General features: G+C 38.5%; 14 protein-coding genes and 2 pseudogenes. 2 read left to right on the forward strand and 14 right to left on the reverse strand.

Annotation, left to right across the window (positions count from 1 at the left end; genetic code table 11):
• The 5 genes and pseudogenes from AC1UFB_RS03760 to AC1UFB_RS03780 all read right to left on the reverse strand — a co-directional run bounded on the left by AC1UFB_RS03760 (position 1) and on the right by AC1UFB_RS03780 (position 3,862).
• The gene (locus tag AC1UFB_RS03760) at positions 1-369 is read right to left on the reverse strand and encodes a DUF3221 domain-containing protein (RefSeq protein WP_100347594.1); all 369 of its coding nucleotides are present in this window, start codon (positions 367-369) and stop codon (positions 1-3) included.
• Positions 370-504: 135 nt separating this feature from the next.
• Positions 505-648, reverse strand: a complete 144-nt coding sequence (locus AC1UFB_RS03765; protein WP_156413479.1) for a hypothetical protein — start codon at positions 646-648, stop codon at positions 505-507.
• Between the two features lie 128 nt (positions 649-776).
• Positions 777-1,568 carry a SurA N-terminal domain-containing protein gene (locus tag AC1UFB_RS03770; protein WP_025907671.1) on the reverse strand — a complete coding sequence of 264 codons (792 nt, stop codon included), beginning with the start codon at positions 1,566-1,568 and terminating at the stop codon, positions 777-779.
• Between the two features lie 226 nt (positions 1,569-1,794).
• Positions 1,795-1,998, reverse strand: a pseudogene (locus AC1UFB_RS03775) (staphylopine family metallophore export MFS transporter CntE); the annotation flags it as partial.
• A 415-nt stretch (positions 1,999-2,413) separates the two neighbouring features.
• Positions 2,414-3,862 (reverse strand): DHA2 family efflux MFS transporter permease subunit, encoded by a 1,449-nt coding sequence (locus tag AC1UFB_RS03780; protein ID WP_061786528.1) that lies wholly within the window; start codon positions 3,860-3,862, stop codon positions 2,414-2,416.
• Positions 3,863-4,320: 458 nt separating this feature from the next.
• Between AC1UFB_RS03780 and AC1UFB_RS03785 the strand changes: the two are divergent.
• Together AC1UFB_RS03785 and AC1UFB_RS03790 are read left to right on the forward strand one after the other, a co-directional pair.
• A pseudogene (locus AC1UFB_RS03785) lies at positions 4,321-4,989 on the forward strand (nucleotide disphospho-sugar-binding domain-containing protein); the annotation flags it as partial.
• 234 nt (positions 4,990-5,223) lie between these two features.
• Positions 5,224-5,607, forward strand: coding sequence for a hypothetical protein (locus tag AC1UFB_RS03790; protein WP_328100660.1), 384 nt, complete (start codon positions 5,224-5,226; stop codon positions 5,605-5,607).
• 176 nt (positions 5,608-5,783) lie between these two features.
• Here AC1UFB_RS03790 and AC1UFB_RS03795 read toward each other — a convergent pair whose 3' ends face one another.
• The 9 genes from AC1UFB_RS03795 to nikC all read right to left on the reverse strand — a co-directional run bounded on the left by AC1UFB_RS03795 (position 5,784) and on the right by nikC (position 15,159).
• Positions 5,784-7,958 (reverse strand): DNA topoisomerase III, encoded by a 2,175-nt coding sequence (locus tag AC1UFB_RS03795; protein WP_100347592.1) that lies wholly within the window; start codon positions 7,956-7,958, stop codon positions 5,784-5,786.
• Between the two features lie 159 nt (positions 7,959-8,117).
• On the reverse strand, positions 8,118-9,122 hold the full coding sequence (locus AC1UFB_RS03800) for an aldo/keto reductase (RefSeq protein ID WP_061785756.1): 1,005 nt from the start codon (positions 9,120-9,122) through the stop codon (positions 8,118-8,120).
• A gap of 216 nt (positions 9,123-9,338) precedes the next feature.
• A complete protein-coding gene (locus tag AC1UFB_RS03805) occupies positions 9,339-9,761 on the reverse strand; it encodes a cytidine deaminase (protein WP_025907665.1) in 423 nt (140 codons plus the stop codon).
• Entirely contained in the window at positions 9,758-10,612 is an 855-nt protein-coding gene (locus AC1UFB_RS03810; protein WP_328100656.1) for an MBL fold metallo-hydrolase, read from the reverse strand. The genes AC1UFB_RS03805 and AC1UFB_RS03810 overlap by 4 nt, the downstream gene beginning before the upstream one ends.
• A 111-nt stretch (positions 10,613-10,723) precedes the next feature.
• Entirely contained in the window at positions 10,724-11,200 is a 477-nt protein-coding gene (locus tag AC1UFB_RS03815; RefSeq protein WP_094909704.1) for a nucleoside deaminase, read from the reverse strand.
• A gap of 85 nt (positions 11,201-11,285) precedes the next feature.
• Complete coding sequence (locus AC1UFB_RS03820) at positions 11,286-12,602, reverse strand: MATE family efflux transporter (RefSeq protein WP_281998827.1); 1,317 nt, start codon at positions 12,600-12,602, stop codon at positions 11,286-11,288.
• A gap of 57 nt (positions 12,603-12,659) precedes the next feature.
• Positions 12,660-13,490, reverse strand: coding sequence for a nickel import ATP-binding protein NikE (gene nikE, locus AC1UFB_RS03825; protein WP_025907662.1), 831 nt, complete (start codon positions 13,488-13,490; stop codon positions 12,660-12,662).
• 26 nt (positions 13,491-13,516) lie between these two features.
• On the reverse strand, positions 13,517-14,320 hold the full coding sequence (gene nikD, locus AC1UFB_RS03830; protein ID WP_035319858.1) for a nickel import ATP-binding protein NikD: 804 nt from the start codon (positions 14,318-14,320) through the stop codon (positions 13,517-13,519).
• A gap of 5 nt (positions 14,321-14,325) precedes the next feature.
• Positions 14,326-15,159, reverse strand: coding sequence for a nickel ABC transporter permease subunit NikC (nikC, locus tag AC1UFB_RS03835; protein WP_025907661.1), 834 nt, complete (start codon positions 15,157-15,159; stop codon positions 14,326-14,328).
• Position 15,160 lies beyond the last annotated feature (1 nt).

Raw genomic sequence — 15,160 nt, forward strand, 5'->3', positions numbered from 1 at the left:
TTAATTACCTTCTTTAATCACTTGAATTTCTTCCGCATTCCCTTTTGCTGGGACTGTGTACTTGACGCTTTCACCTTTCTTTAACCATGCTTTCACTAGTTGACCTTTTTTGTAGGTAACAGATGAATCAGGCACCTTTAAGTAAATAGGCTGAATGGTATCATCACCTAATACTTCGTTTGTCGTATAATTAAGCGCTACGTCCCTAGGAATGACGTTCGCAACTAAAATTTCATCCTCTTTCACTTCCATGATGCGACCTTGGATTACGTACCCTTTGTTGTTATCTTCACTTTGCTGACTTGAGCACCCTATTAAAATCATAATAAAGCTTATTAACCCTATGAATGCAAGAACCTGTTTTTTCATCGTTTTTATCTACTCCTATTTTAAGGCTCTTTTTATTATAACGTGTTTTTTACCCTTTTTTCCAATTAATCAAAGAGTTTGGGACATAACAAAATGATTGCTTCTAAAAGACGAACAATAGCTGTTCCCATCTCTTTAGTTTATCTCAACGCATTCGTTCCATTGCGCTACGGCCACTCGCTTTCCGCGGGGAGGAACCTGAGCTTCCTCGCTGCGCTGCGAGATCTCCGTTTTCCCTCTCTTTCCTGCAGGAGTCGAGTGCCCTACGCTCCATTCCACCATGTTTCCAACATTGTTTTCACAATCAACCAAAAAAACCTGAACGATTAAAAGTTATGAACTCTCAATCGTTCAGGTATAGTAGAGGCTGAACTACTTATGTCTCAGTCTCTTTGCATTACTTTAGGTTAAATTTTCACATCAACTTTTGCTTCTTTTTTCAACTTTTCAACTTGTTCGCCTACTTTTTCTTGCTTCTTCTGTTGTTCAAGCTGGCCTTTGATTTGATCTTTTATTTCTTCATATTTTGGAAGTTGCTGCTGTTGCTCTGACCCTGCACTTTCTGCTTGCTTCGCATATTGGTCATAGTACTCTTTCACTTCTTTATCTGTTACTTCTTCAGCCTTAATTTCTTTTTCTACATATTTATTGTACTGAATGCTTTCACCCAGCTGTTCTTTTAATTGATCCATATTAAGACCTGCTTGCTTTAATACATTGTTAAATTCTTTTTCAGAATCATACTGCTTCTTAGCATCTTCAATTTGCTTATTAATTTCGTCTTCTGATGCTTTATAACCCTTTTCCGTTGCATCTTGAATGAGCAGCGTTTGTCCTACTAAGCTATCGATTGTTTGATTTTTAACCTGCTTAGCTGCATCTTTTGTTGTTGGGTCTTGCCCCATTTGCTGCATTTGCATTTGAGATGTTTGAAGCACTTGGTTATATTCAGATCCTAAAATCTTTTCGTCATTTACAAGCGCTACGGTTTTCTTTTCATCTACCTGCTGCTTTTCTAATTTCTCCTGCATTTCTTTCATTTGCTTTTCTTGTTCTTTTGTTTGTTCCTGCTGCTCTTCCGTTTGAGCTGTTTTCGAATCTTCTTTTTTATCAGCACTGTCGCTAGCATCGTTTGAGCCACATGCTGCAAGGGCTACGGAAAGTAGTCCAATGATGAAAGGGTATTTCAATTTCTTCATAGCTAATAGAGCTCCTTTCGTCTTTTCAAAGAATTGCTTTCGTTTAGAAAACATCTTGAGGGCATTGTATCGAACATGCTTCTAAAAAGAAAGTAATTCGATCAATTTTACATATCTGTAACAGTATTGAAAAGATTCGTCATTTTATACACCTTAGCTGAAAAAGATGGTAAAAACTTACCAAATCAATATGTATAACATATCACACTCTATGGAATAAGCGTATTTAATTAACAAATTGGTTACGCTTGTCATAAGAAAATAGAATCATTAAAGCACCTAATCCTGCACAAACCGTGTACATGACCGGATAGGATAAAGCATCCGCAACGGGTCCCATAACCACACTGCCCAATGAAACACCTAAATCTGCTGTAGCGATAAATAATCCAAGAAGAACGTTTCGATTAGTAGCTGGCAATACAAAACTTCATTTTCTTTTCACAAATAAAGGAAGCTAGGCCATTAAACCCAGCTCCCTTTTCATTTCTTATCTAAATTCTCTTGTTCTTGCCTCTTTCAAACCTTCTTGTAAATAATAAAAAAATCTTAATTTCATTTTGTTTTCTATTTTTAAACCTTTAACTCTTCCTTGACTTTTTCTTCTTTCGAAACAATTGTAGTGACTTTTACCCCTTCTTCAGCTTTACCTGTTTCGTTCACTGGACTTTCTTTTGGAGAATTAGATGTAGTAGTGAGTAAGCTGATATGGAAACCAGCAGTATTATATTGATTATTTTTTGGACATGTAACCCCGCCTTTACATATACTTGAATTTTATTTATTTTTTACTTTTATACAAATAAAAAAGAGCAGTTCGATTTTGAACTACTCTTTTCATCATGTTAATGTGCTTGCTCTTGATTATCTACAATAATTCGCTTAATAAAGAACGAAATAATCAAGCCAACAACAGCGACGATCGCACCAAAGATAAAAGCGTTTTGAACACCATTGGTAAACGCAAGCACTGCATTTAATGGATCTGTTGGGTCTGATACAGATTCCATAAAACTTCTAGAACCTGACGATAAAATTGAAATTGCAACCGCTGTTCCTACTGCACCTGCTACTTGCTGCAGCGTATTCATAATTGCTGTACCGTGTGGATAAAGCTCTGGTGGCAGCTCGTTTAAACCATTTGTTTGAGCCGGCATCATAATCATGGAAACGCCAATCATAAGGGCAATATGCAAAGCAACAATAAGCGCTGTTGACGTTTCAAGTGAAATCGTTGAAAAGCCAAACATTGTCGCTACTACAATAATAAGACCAGGAATAACTAACCACTTAGGGCCAAAACGGTCGAATAGCCCACCCATTACAGGTGAAAGAAGTCCGTTCACAATTCCTCCTGGAAGAAGCATTAATCCGGCTGCAAATGTTGATAGAGCTAATGATGTTTGTAAGTATAACGGTAAAATCATCATGGATGACAAAATAACCATCATCGAAACTAAAATTAAGAGAAGCCCAATAACAAACATTGGGTACTTAAATGCTGTTAAATCAAGCATTGGTTCTTTCATTTTCACTTGACGAATTGAAAAGACTATCAAACCTAAAATCCCAACTACAAGGGCAATAATTACTTCGGTACTTCCCCAGCCACCGCCTTCTCCAGCGCTGCTAAAGCCGTACACAATGCCACCAAAGCCAATTGTTGAAAGAATAATGGACAAGATATCAATTTTTGGCTTTGTTGGTGTTGTAATGTTTTGCATAAAAAATGATCCAAACACCAAAGCCACAAGTAGTAATGGCAGCGAAATCCAGAAAATCCAGTGCCACGTAAGTGTTTTTAAAATCAGACCTGATACTGTTGGACCAACCGCTGGTGCAAACATAATCACAAGACCGATAATCCCCATCGCTCTTCCGCGTTTATGAGGCGGAATAATGACCAAAATGGTATTAAACATTAGGGGTAAAAGAAGAGCTGTTCCAATGGCTTGCACCACGCGAGCAATCATTAATACACTAAATGTTGGTGCGATTGCCGCGATAAACGTTCCAATAATGGAAAAGATAAGCGACGCAATAAATAGCTGTCTTGTTGTAAACCATTGAAGAATGAAGCCTGAAATTGGTACTAAAATACCAAGCGTTAATAAGTATCCTGTTGTAAGCCACTGTGCTGTTGTCTCATGAATACCAAAGCCAATAATTAAGTCACGAAGAGCCATATTTAAAGCTGTTTCACTGAATAGTCCGATGAACCCAGCGATTAGAAACGAAGCAATAATCGGCAAAGCTTTTACGTTAGGAGTTTGTGCAGCCTGCTGGTTACTCATAGTTAATTCCTCCCTCTTACTATCTTTTTATAAGTACATAACAGTATATAAGTAATGTCCTCAGCCTAAAGAAATATACCATTTATAGGATTATCATACAAGTTTAATGTTTGTAATTTCTTGAACTTTACTTTTTCTTTATTATACCCACTTCTTTCACTTAAACTATTACTATTGACTCATTTTTCCTATGCCAAACAAATCATTTATACTGGATACCGTTACCATAACAACCATATTTATTGCACCCTTTCAAAAAGTATGATAAAAATGTTTCCATTGCCTACCATTTATTTATGAATGGGGAGCTTATTACATTTGCTTAAAATCATCATCTAATAGATTTTAAGTATATAGATAAGGAGCCGTGGTTTAAGTGGCAAACATTTTAATGGTTAATTTCCCTGCAGAAGGACATGTCAATCCTACTATTGGTATTGTAAAAGCTTTTACAGAAAGAGTTTATGAACAATTCTGCTGATTTAACATCTGTGTTTACGAGCTCATATTTCCAGCCTAACAATGAGCAATTTGATGAATCGAAGGTCTTCATCGGTCCGACTTTTCCTAATCGTGCTGATAAGGATAACTTTCCTATTGACATGTTAAAGAACGAACAAGTTCTGTTTATCTCAGTGGGAACCGTACTTGATCACACTGAAGAGTTTTTTAACATGTGCATTGATGCCTTTGCAAACTTCGATGGTAAAGTTGTCATCGCTGCAGGTGAACGAGCTGACATGAATCAAATTAAAGAAGCACCTGAAAACTTTATCATTTCCGCTTACGTGCCTCAGCTCAAGGTCCTTGAGCACGCAGATGTGTTTATTACGCACGGAGGCATGAACGGCGTAAATGAAGTTATTCATTTTAACGTTCCGATGGTGGTCATCCCGCATGATAAAGACCAGCCGATGGTCGCCCAGCGCTTAACAGAACTAGAAGCGGGATACAGATTGCAAAAAGAGCACGTCAATTCAAACACGCTCAAAAAAGCGGTAAACGAAGTGCTTGCTAATGAGCAATACAAAGAAGGTATTCAAACCATTAACCGAAGCTTTCAAGAGTGTGGCGGTGCTAGAGAAGCGGTCCATATCATTGATCGATTTATTGCGCGTGAATTGTAATGAAAGCCTGCACCCTTAGCGTTGGATGCAGGCTTTTTTGAGTAATTCATTCATCTTTCCATACATGTTTTATCTGTTGAGAATCATGTTTTGCTAAGCTAACTACTTAAGTAGATTCGTAGTACTGCTTCCAATGAAGCAATCTATAAATAAATAATTTATTGCTGTACACCAATATACCTTTTTTATACAATTAAGTAAATAACAACAAACTATATTAAAGGTGATTAAAGAATGAAGAAATTAATCAGCTCGGTAGTTGTAGTAGGTTTATCTATTTTAGGGATTATTCTTACCTTAGGTGCAATTGGTACTACTCTGCTCGTTATTAGTGCTGCTGTTGGCTTAGGAAGAGATGATGTCGCAGGTTTTGCTGATAATAAATACATAATTGGAAGGCCTCCAACCTCTTATAATCTTTATGAAAAGAACAGCGGTACAACCATTTTAGATAATATAATAGGCTACAAGACAGAAAACGGTAAAACGTATGTGTTTAGTACAGACTCGAGCTATATTGTAATTGATGAAGAAAAGGAATCTTATCTGAAGAAAGAAGTGGAAGAAAGAGATGCCCGGTATGACAGACTTCTAAAAGAAATGGAAAGATTAGAATAAACGTCATAAAAAGGAGAACTTAAAATGGAGCTAGAAACTAGCAGGTTAAAACTCATACATGTACTTCAGAAACAGTTAAGGTTGCAGTTGAGCAAGGCTATGAGAATGGATCTCAAATCTTATATTAATTAAAGTAGCTACACAACAAGTCTAGTGACTGATTGTGTAGCTACTCTTTATTTTTCAAACAAAAACTGAGTCTTATCTCCTTTTAACTCAAGCTTCGCGTCAAAGATCTTGTCTCCTTTTTTAAAGCCTTTTATGAGGTTCGTTTGCCCGTCTTTTAACAGCTTTTTCGCATTGGCTTGCGAGATCGTTTTCCCAAGAATTTTTTTTGAAAATGTAAAATTGCACTGATTACTTTGGTAATTAGAACAGCCATAAAACGTTCCTTTGTCAACGATGTCACCATCACATTTTTTGCAGCTTCCTACTTTTGTTCCAGTCGTCTTACCTTTTCCACCTTTTTTACCTCTTGTTTGCTTGAACTCACTGAGATCAAATCCGTCAAATGACCAATGGTTGCTTTGTTCCTTTGCATCTTCAATTAACTTAAGAGAAAGCTTCTTCGCTTGTTCCATAAACTCTTGAGAAGATGCTTTTCCTTGACCAATTTCATGAAGACGCTGCTCCCACTTGGCCGTCATTTCAGGTGATGCAAGAATACTTGGTCCAATTGATTGAATTAGTACTTTTCCTTTATTCGTGGCAAACACCTGATTCTTCTTCACTTCGATATACTTGCGATCGCGAAGAACGCTAATGATTCCTGCACGTGTGGCTTCTGTCCCTAGCCCCTGCGTTTTGGTTAACACCTTCACAAGCTCGTTGTCATCTAAATGCTTTCCAGCTGTTTTCATTAGCGTGATAAGCTGACCTTCCGTGTAGCGCTTTGGAGGCTGTGTTTTTCCGTTTTTCACCTTTACATCCTGAACAATTCCTTCTTCTTTTTCCTCTAGTGAAGGAAGGTCTTGCTCATCCTCATCTGCGTCTTTTTCTTTTTGCTTCCCATAAATAACTTTGCGCCAGCCTTCTTGGATTTGCTCTTTTCCTTTTGAAATAAACGTTGCCCGTCCTTCGACGAGCGTGTGAATGGTCGTATAGTCGAAAATGGATTGCTTATAGTGTGCTGCAATTAATCTTTTGACAATGAGCGTATAAATGTTGGATTCTTCCCCTGACATTTTAGCTGGATCTGTCACCTGCTCTGTCGGAATAATGGCATAGTGATCCGTTACTTTCTTTTCGTTTACATACCGTTTATTATTCATAATGGACTCAATAGGAAGAGGGAAAAATTCCTTAAATGCACCAAGCTCACTAATCTTTGCAAGCGTATCTGGAAACATTCCCGCTTCTTCTTTTGTCACATAGCTCGAATCAGATCTTGGATAAGAGATAATCCCTTTCACATAAAGCTTTTGCGCAATTTCAAGCGTTTTTTGCGGTGAGTATTTGAACATTTTATTAGCTGTTGCTTGTAATGAGGAAAGGTTGAATAAAAACGGTGCTTGAAACTCTTTGCGCTCCTTTTCAATGGAATCAATAACCGCATTTTTCCCTTTACAAAACTGCATAATTTTATGGGCCATCTGCTCATCAGTTAAGCGAGAATCACCGTCTTTATGCCACTTACCGTGATATATTTTGTTGTCCATATTAAACGTAGCCAGCACTTCCCAAAACGGTTCAGACTTAAAATTTTCAATTTCATGCTCGCGCTTAACGATCAAAGCAAGCGTGGGCGTCTGCACTCGTCCTGTCGAAAAAACGTCTGAAATTCCTTTTTTCTGAAGCAAGAGCGTGTATGCTCTAGAAGCGTTCATTCCGATTAACCAATCCGCACACGCTCGGCTTAACGCTTCGTAATAAATATCTCTTGTTTCTTGTTCTTCTAACAGGTTTTCAAAACCGTTTACCACTGCTTTTGGCGTTAGCGAAGAAATCCAAAGGCGCTTCATCGGCTTGCTGTTTTTACAAAGCGTTAGGATGATTCGAATGATTGCCTCCCCTTCACGCTCAGCATCACCTGCGATAATAACTTCATTCACTTCTTGTCTATGTAGTAAATCTTTAATAATTGAAAACTGCTTCCACTTTGACTTCGTTACGCGATGTTGAAACTGCGTGGGCACAATCGGGAGCGTATCAAGCGACCATTTTTTCCACTTTTGATCGTACTCTTCGGGTGGTACAAGCTCACATAAATGTCCAATTGCCCACGTTAAATATGCTCCTTCTGGAAACAACTGATTCGGGGCAATCTCCACATAGCCGTCCCGCTTTTTAAACGAAAAAGGCGACGCTAGCTTTAGCCCTTGATCTGGTTTTTCTGCAATAATTACCTTCATTTAGTTAATCACCTTATATCTTTGATTCATTAAAATAGCGTTGCTCAATTGTATTATTTTATCATATAAATGCTTTTAAGAGTATGTTGGAGTGATTAGCACCCTATCAAATAAAAAAACCTCATCTCTACACAAGTAGAAAAATGAGGTTTTTTTCACTTAGTTAGCCGGTAGTGGTACATGTGGTGCCACAAGATTTTCTTTACGCATTTCTTCCCAGAAAGCGGCTGGAATTGCTGTATTTAATGCTTCTTTATCTTCTAAAATACGCTCAGGTCGGCTAGCTCCTGGGATAACAGCCGACACTGCAGGGTTTGCAAGTGCAAACTGTAAAGCAGCAGACTTAATGGTAATATGATGACGCTCAGCAATTGCTTTCATCTTTTCAACTTTGGCTATAATCTCCGGTGATGCTGGTTGGTATTCAAAATGTGTGCCACCTGCAAGAACTCCGGAACTATATGGCCCCCCTACTACAATAGCCATGTTGTGTTTTACTGCTGATGGCATTACCCGTTCTAGTGCACGTTCGTGGTCTAAAAGCGTGTAGCGCCCAGCTAAAAGCGATACGTCTGGTTTTGCTTCTTCTAATTCAAGCATTATTTCAATCGGCTCGACACGGTTGACACCAAGCCCCCAACCTTTAATAACCCCTTCTTCACGAAGCTGAGTCAGCACTCGAAAAGCCCCTGTTCTTGCTGATTCAAATTGAGCTAGCCATTCGTCTCCGTAAAAATCTTGCGCTACGTCGTGAATATAAACAAAGTCGATACGATCAGTCTTTAAACGTTCTAGACTTTGTTCAATGGAACGGAGCGTTGCATCTGCACTATAGTCGTTAATAATTTTATTTTTCCTTCCAAATTCAAACAGGCCACCCTTTTCACCAAAATCACGAGCTGAAGGATCTTCTAACTCGTCTAAGATGACTCGTCCAACTTTTGTACTTAAGACATACTCATCTCGATTTCGATGTGATAGTGCTTTTCCCAGTAGAATTTCTGCTAATCCTGCTCCGTAAAAAGGTGCTGAATCAAAATAGCGAATTCCATTTTCCCATGCAGCATCTACTGTAGCTATGGCTTCTTCTTCTGGAATGTTTCTGTACATGTTCCCAAGTGGAGCTGTACCGAATCCAAGCTTACCTTTTAGTATTTCTTTCATTGTTTGCATCTCCTTTTACGATTATATTCTGTAAATTAACCATTTATAAGCTTTTATAAACAATCACATTCATTAGATATGTATTCATTATGACGCGTATAAAGAGATAAAAAAAGTACGTACTTCCAAGTAATATAGTCACTAAAAAGTAACCTCTTCATTAAAAAAAGCCTACTTTTCCTTAGCAGACTTTCCGAGCATTAATCATTACTTCTTTTATCTTCTTGTATACTTAAGAGGAAGTAACTCTCCAATTGTCGTTTTCACTAATTTACCGTCTACTTCCAATATCACGTAGCAGTTTGGTGCATAGTCTGAAATAAGCTCGCGACACATTCCACATGGGCTCACCACTCGAATGGTTCGATCTTCTTCATCACTATAAGGGTGCCTTACAGCTACAATCGTATCAAAGCTTTTATACCCATTTGAAACGGCACTTCCAATAGCGATGGCCTCTGCACAAACGGTCACTCTGCCAATGTACGCTTCAATATGAACAGTAGAGATAATCTCACCTGTTGCTAAGCGAATAGCTGCTCCTACATGATGCTTATCATCTTCATACAGTGCCGTAATCTTTTGCTTAGCCGCTTCAATTAATTCCAAATCATGTTGATTAAGTTCTAATACTTTCATTGCTTTTCCTTCTTTCGGTTACCTTGTAGAAAATAGTCCAGTAGCTCTTTTTCTTCTTCATTAGGACTTCTATGTACCTCTTCCTTAAACTTAGTAAGCATTTCTTGTTCAGACAGATAATCTTCAGCAATTTTGGATAGCTGCTGTAGCTGGTCGAGATATTTAAAGAGCTCAGCTTTTGTTTCTACATGATCATGAGATGTTGCATACCAGTTTGCATTGTAAGAGCGTACTTGTTCGATAACCTTTTCTAACTTACTAGAATCATAGCTCCAGCTTCCGCTATAAAAGTCAGGGCTTAAACAATCGCCTAAAAACACCATTTTTTCTTCTGGAATGTAGATGACTGAGGAGTCTTCTGCATGGTCGCCTCCAATATGCTCGATTCGGCAGCTTATGCCCCCTAAATCAACTTCTAAGCTTTTATCAAATGTAATAACAGGTGTTTGAATATGTAAATTAGAGCGGTCAGGCAGCTCTTTTTTTATCATCTCCTGACAAAATTCAATTTCAATTCCATCTCTCACTCGTTGATCTAGCGCCTCGTTATCCCATGCAAACGACTGATATTCTTTTAATCTAGCTTTTGTTAAATCATGTGCAACGCTTACAGCATCAATAGCTTGTAGTCCAAACGTATGGTCCCAGTGCCAATGAGTAAGCACGACAATATCAATCTTTTTTTCCGTAACGTTTTGAAGCTCCACTTGGAACAGTTCAGCATGAGCAGGTGAATTACCGCTATCAATCATTAGACAGTGCTTCTCCCCAACAACAGCTGCTAGCAAAGGTCGGTCCGTATCAGGCTGATGATCTAAATAATAAATGTGTTTACCAATAGGTTTTAACATAACCTTCTCCTTTTTTATCTTACTATTTTTTATTGTACGAAAATTTAAGATTAATTGAAACAGCATATACAATAAAAAACCTGCTGATCATCTTCAGCAGGTTTACTCTCATTATTTCTGATGAAGCCTCACATGCAGCTTCCGAACTTCCTCAGCTAATTCAGGGACAGGTCCTTCTACTTCAATATCCTTCACCACTTCTTGAATCGATAGGTTACGCACAGGTGACGGAGCAACGTTTAGCTCGTGCAGCCACTGGGCTAGCTGGTTCGATGAACTTGCATAGATAATTTTCCCTAACCCAACCCAACCGTGCGCAGCTGAGCACATGGGACAGTGTTCACCTGATGTATAAACAATTGCACGCGCTCGCTCTTCTTTTGATAAGTGCTCGGCTGCATAGCGCGCGATTGAGAATTCAGGGTGCTGCGTATCGTCACCGCTTGAAATACGGTTATAGTCTTCAAAAAGCACGTTGCCATCTTCTGAAACTAGAATAGAACCAAACGGCTGGTTTCCTTCTTCAAGCGCGCTTTCAGCCAATTCCACACAGCGCTTAAGGTGCTTTATATCCTGTTCTGTAATCATCTATATTGCCTCCTATCAGTTATTCTATTTACAGAATAACTGATGCACGTATTTCTTTCCAATTTTCTACCCTTTGAAACATTTATTAAGCTGCGTTCTGTTGACTTAAAAATCGTCTATTTAAGCTAGGAAGATACATAACTAAAAATACCGACCTTCCAACCGTATATAAAGTAAATGCTAGCCAAAGCCCGTGATTATGCCATATCGGCGTCGCTACTACCTGTGCAACGATGTATAAAAGCATCGCATAAAGCATTGAGTTTCGAATCGGTGCAATATAGGTTGCTCCGGTGAATGCGCCGTACATGACAAGCCCTAAACAAGCTACAAACGGATATAAAATGAGCCACACTCCATACTCAGTAGCAAGCGTAATAACGCTAGGTAACGTTGTAAAAAGCTTAATGATTGGTTCTAAGAAAGCTGTGTATACCCCGGCTATTACAAAAGCTACAATGACGGCCCACTTCCTCGATAGAGATAAAGTTTGGATATACAAACTTCGATTTTGGGACCCCACTGCTTTTCCAACAAGAATACTTGAAGCATTCGCAAAGCCATCAAAGAAGTAAGCCATAATATAGTGAATTTGAAATAGCACCGCGTTAGCTGCTAAAAATTCTGTGCCGAACGAAGCTCCTTTAGCTGTAAATAGGTTAATAACAACTAACAAACAAATCGTACGTATAAATAAATCTTTATTCACATTAAACATTTTTTTTACAGATGCTGTATCAAATAGAATACCTACTGAAGGTGTTTTCCACTTAAACGGAGATGCTTTAGAAACAATTAATAGTCCTAAACTAAACGCTGTGACTTCGGCTATTAATGTAGAAGCTGCAACGCCTTTAACGCCAAAAGAAAAAACCTCTACGAATAAAATGGCAAGCGTCATATTTAACACGTTCGTGATAATTTGCAACGAGAGCGAATGCTTGATTTTAGCCATTCCCATTAGCCAACCTAAAATCACATAGTTCATTAATGTAAAGGGTGCTCCCCATATACGAATTGTAAAATATTCAACTGCGAATTGGCTTACTGCCGCATCTGGAGACACAATTGCCAAAGCTGCACGCTGAATCGGTACCTGTAGCATAATAAAAATAAGTCCAACGGTTAGAGCGATTAAAAATGGACGCGACAATGCAAGTATTCCTTGCTCAGAGCTGTTGGCTCCATTAGCTTGTGCTGCAAAAGCAGATGTGCTAACGCGCAAAAAACCAAACAGCCAGTATAATGTATTAAAAATAAGGGCTCCAACTGCTACACCGCCAATATACGCTGGATCTGAAAGTCGTCCAACCACGGCCGTGTCGACAGCTCCTAATAAGGGTGTCGTCATCGTTGAAATGGTGAGTGGAATTGCTAAAGCAAGATATGTACGATAATTCAATAAGCCACGCTCCTTTTTTCAAAGATAATAGCCTTGATTATAAAAACCAAGGCTTTTTTACGCATGGGCATACGCTTTTTCTTTTGTTCCAATCGAACGAAAGCGCGGATGCTCTGCAAGAATCGAGCTTCTCATTTCTTTCACTGCTGAATGTTCCGAAGTGAAAAACTCATGTTTTGAATCATACTGTTGTACTAGTTTTCCTTTTTCTAATACTCCAATTCTATCGCTGATTGTATACGCAGCTTTAATATCATGCGTAATGAAAAGATAAGATAGCTGGAAGTCTTCTTTTAATCCTTGCAATAGCTCTAGTATTAATGTTTGGGTCACCATATCCAGGCTACTAACCGCTTCATCTAATACAATTAATTTTGGCTTTAATGCAATTGCCCTTGCAATATTAATTCGCTGCAACTGTCCACCGCTAAACTGATGAGGATATTTCTTCAAATCATTTTCACTAAGTCCTACTCTTTCCAACAGTTCGATAACAGCTTTCTTTTGCTGTGCTATCGTTAAGCTTTCGTAGTTTTCTAGCGGTTCAGCAATAATGCGTTCTGCTGTTAAACGGGGGTTAACCGAAGAATATGAATCTTGAAACACCACTTGAAGATCACGGCGAATTTGCTGATGAATTTTCTTATCTGCTTTGTAAAGATTCTGACCTTGAAATAAGACTTCACCATGCTCAGGCTGTTCTAAGCCAAGGATTACTTTCCCTAACGTACTTTTACCGGCTCCACTTGTCCCAAGCAGTCCTAGACATGTTCCTTTTTCTATAGAAAATGAGATATCAGAAAGCACTTCTCTTGAATGGCTTTCTTTTTTAAAAAAACTCCTGCTTTTATAGCGATGGCTAACGTTATTCACTTGTAATAAAGTCATTTCTTCACCTCTTTACGAATTAATGATTAATCTAGATTTAACATGGGTCTAGATTGTAAAACCTTCTTCGTATACTCATGCTTTGGATAATCAAATAATTTAAATACATCTGTTTGTTCTACGATTTCACCTTTTCTCATAACTGCTACTTGATCAGCCATTTCAGCAATCACGCCTAAATCATGCGAAATTAATAAAATAGCTGACCCATAATCAGCGCGAATATTATTTAAATGAAGTAATACTTTCTTTTGATTATAAACATCAAGAGCAGTTGTCGGTTCATCTGCAATAATAACAGCTGGATTTAAACAAGCCGCAAAAGCAATCATCACGCGCTGAAGCATGCCCCCACTTAGCTGAAAAGGATACTGCTTTAAAATGCTGGCTGGATCAGGTAAATTGACGGCTTTCATCGCTTCCACAGCCATCTCTCTAGCTTGTTTCTTATTCCATTTTGTATGAGAGCGAATCGTTTCAACAAATTGATGCCCAATTGTAAAAACCGGTGTGAAAGCATTCATTGGGTTTTGCATGATAAAGGCAATTTCTTTACCACGAACGGTACGCATTTCTTTTTCATCCAGTCCGTTAAGCTCTTTACCGTTTAGAAGAATACTCCCATCGACATGTACGTTTTTTTGCTGAAACAGCTGTAGGATTGCTGTGCTGGTGACAGTTTTTCCTGAGCCACTTTCTCCTATTAATCCTAGCACTTCGCCACGCTTTAGATTTAAATTAATATTTTGAACCAAAGAAGTGTGGCCACTCGCTGCTTTTTTGTATACGTGTAAATTCTTCACTTGTAAAATATGTTCCAACTTCTTCATTCCTTTTAGAACTGACGTTTGCTTCCATATCGCTCTGATAAAGCTTCACCTAATAAATTAAACGTAACCACGACAAGCATGATAGCTAAGCCTGGATACAGCATTAGTTCAGGGTTTGTTCGAATATAGGATTTCCCTTCATGAATCATTGCGCCCCACTCTGGTGTTGGAGGCTGGACTCCTAGTCCAAGAAAAGACATTGCAGATATATCCATGATGGCCCATCCCATTTCGAGTGTACCCATGACAGCAAGTGGAGGCAGTACGTTTGGGATGATATGCTTTCGAATAATCTTCCATTGTGATGAACCGCTAACTTTCGCAGCAGCAATAAAATTTTGTTCTTTTAAGCTCAGTACCATTCCTCTAAACATCCGCGCGTAATAAGCCCACTGCACAAGGATTAAGGCAAAAACAACCTGTGAAAGTCCTGGTCCAAGTATACCAACAAGTCCAAGAACAAGAATTAGACTTGGAAACGCCATAATACCGTCGCATAGCCTCATTAAAAACTGATCAATCCAACCACCTTTATATCCTGAAAAGGCTCCCACCAATAACCCTATTACCAGTGATGAAACGAAAATAAGCGTCGCAAACCCCAATGAAATGCGCGCTCCATATAAAAGACGTGAAAACGTACAGCGACCTAGATGGTCCGTTCCAAGCGGATATTCAAAAGACGGTGACTGAAGCTTATGAGCTAGATTAACAGCAATTGGATCATTAGGCGCAATGAAAGGAGCGAATATAGCAGTGATAAAAAGAATCCCTAATATAATCGAACAAATTGCAATTACCTTTTGAGATTTAAATAGTTTATAAATGCCTAACTTCATC

It is taken from the genome of Priestia sp. KCTC 13724 (assembly GCF_056820425.1).

What these genes read in the sequence shown, in the direction of transcription:
- AC1UFB_RS03760 (WP_100347594.1), bottom strand. Translation starts at nt 369, where the DNA reads ATGAAAAAACAGGTTCTTGCATTCATAGGGTTAATAAGCTTTATTATG.
- AC1UFB_RS03770 (WP_025907671.1), bottom strand. Translation starts at nt 1,568, where the DNA reads ATGAAGAAATTGAAATACCCTTTCATCATTGGACTACTTTCCGTAGCC.
- AC1UFB_RS03780 (WP_061786528.1), bottom strand. Translation starts at nt 3,862, where the DNA reads ATGAGTAACCAGCAGGCTGCACAAACTCCTAACGTAAAAGCTTTGCCG.
- AC1UFB_RS03790 (WP_328100660.1), top strand. Translation starts at nt 5,224, where the DNA reads ATGAAGAAATTAATCAGCTCGGTAGTTGTAGTAGGTTTATCTATTTTA.
- AC1UFB_RS03795 (WP_100347592.1), bottom strand. Translation starts at nt 7,958, where the DNA reads ATGAAGGTAATTATTGCAGAAAAACCAGATCAAGGGCTAAAGCTAGCG.
- AC1UFB_RS03800 (WP_061785756.1), bottom strand. Translation starts at nt 9,122, where the DNA reads ATGAAAGAAATACTAAAAGGTAAGCTTGGATTCGGTACAGCTCCACTT.
- AC1UFB_RS03805 (WP_025907665.1), bottom strand. Translation starts at nt 9,761, where the DNA reads ATGAAAGTATTAGAACTTAATCAACATGATTTGGAATTAATTGAAGCG.
- AC1UFB_RS03810 (WP_328100656.1), bottom strand. Translation starts at nt 10,612, where the DNA reads ATGTTAAAACCTATTGGTAAACACATTTATTATTTAGATCATCAGCCT.
- AC1UFB_RS03815 (WP_094909704.1), bottom strand. Translation starts at nt 11,200, where the DNA reads ATGATTACAGAACAGGATATAAAGCACCTTAAGCGCTGTGTGGAATTG.
- nikE (WP_025907662.1), bottom strand. Translation starts at nt 13,490, where the DNA reads ATGACTTTATTACAAGTGAATAACGTTAGCCATCGCTATAAAAGCAGG.
- nikD (WP_035319858.1), bottom strand. Translation starts at nt 14,320, where the DNA reads ATGAAGAAGTTGGAACATATTTTACAAGTGAAGAATTTACACGTATAC.
- nikC (WP_025907661.1), bottom strand. Translation starts at nt 15,159, where the DNA reads ATGAAGTTAGGCATTTATAAACTATTTAAATCTCAAAAGGTAATTGCA.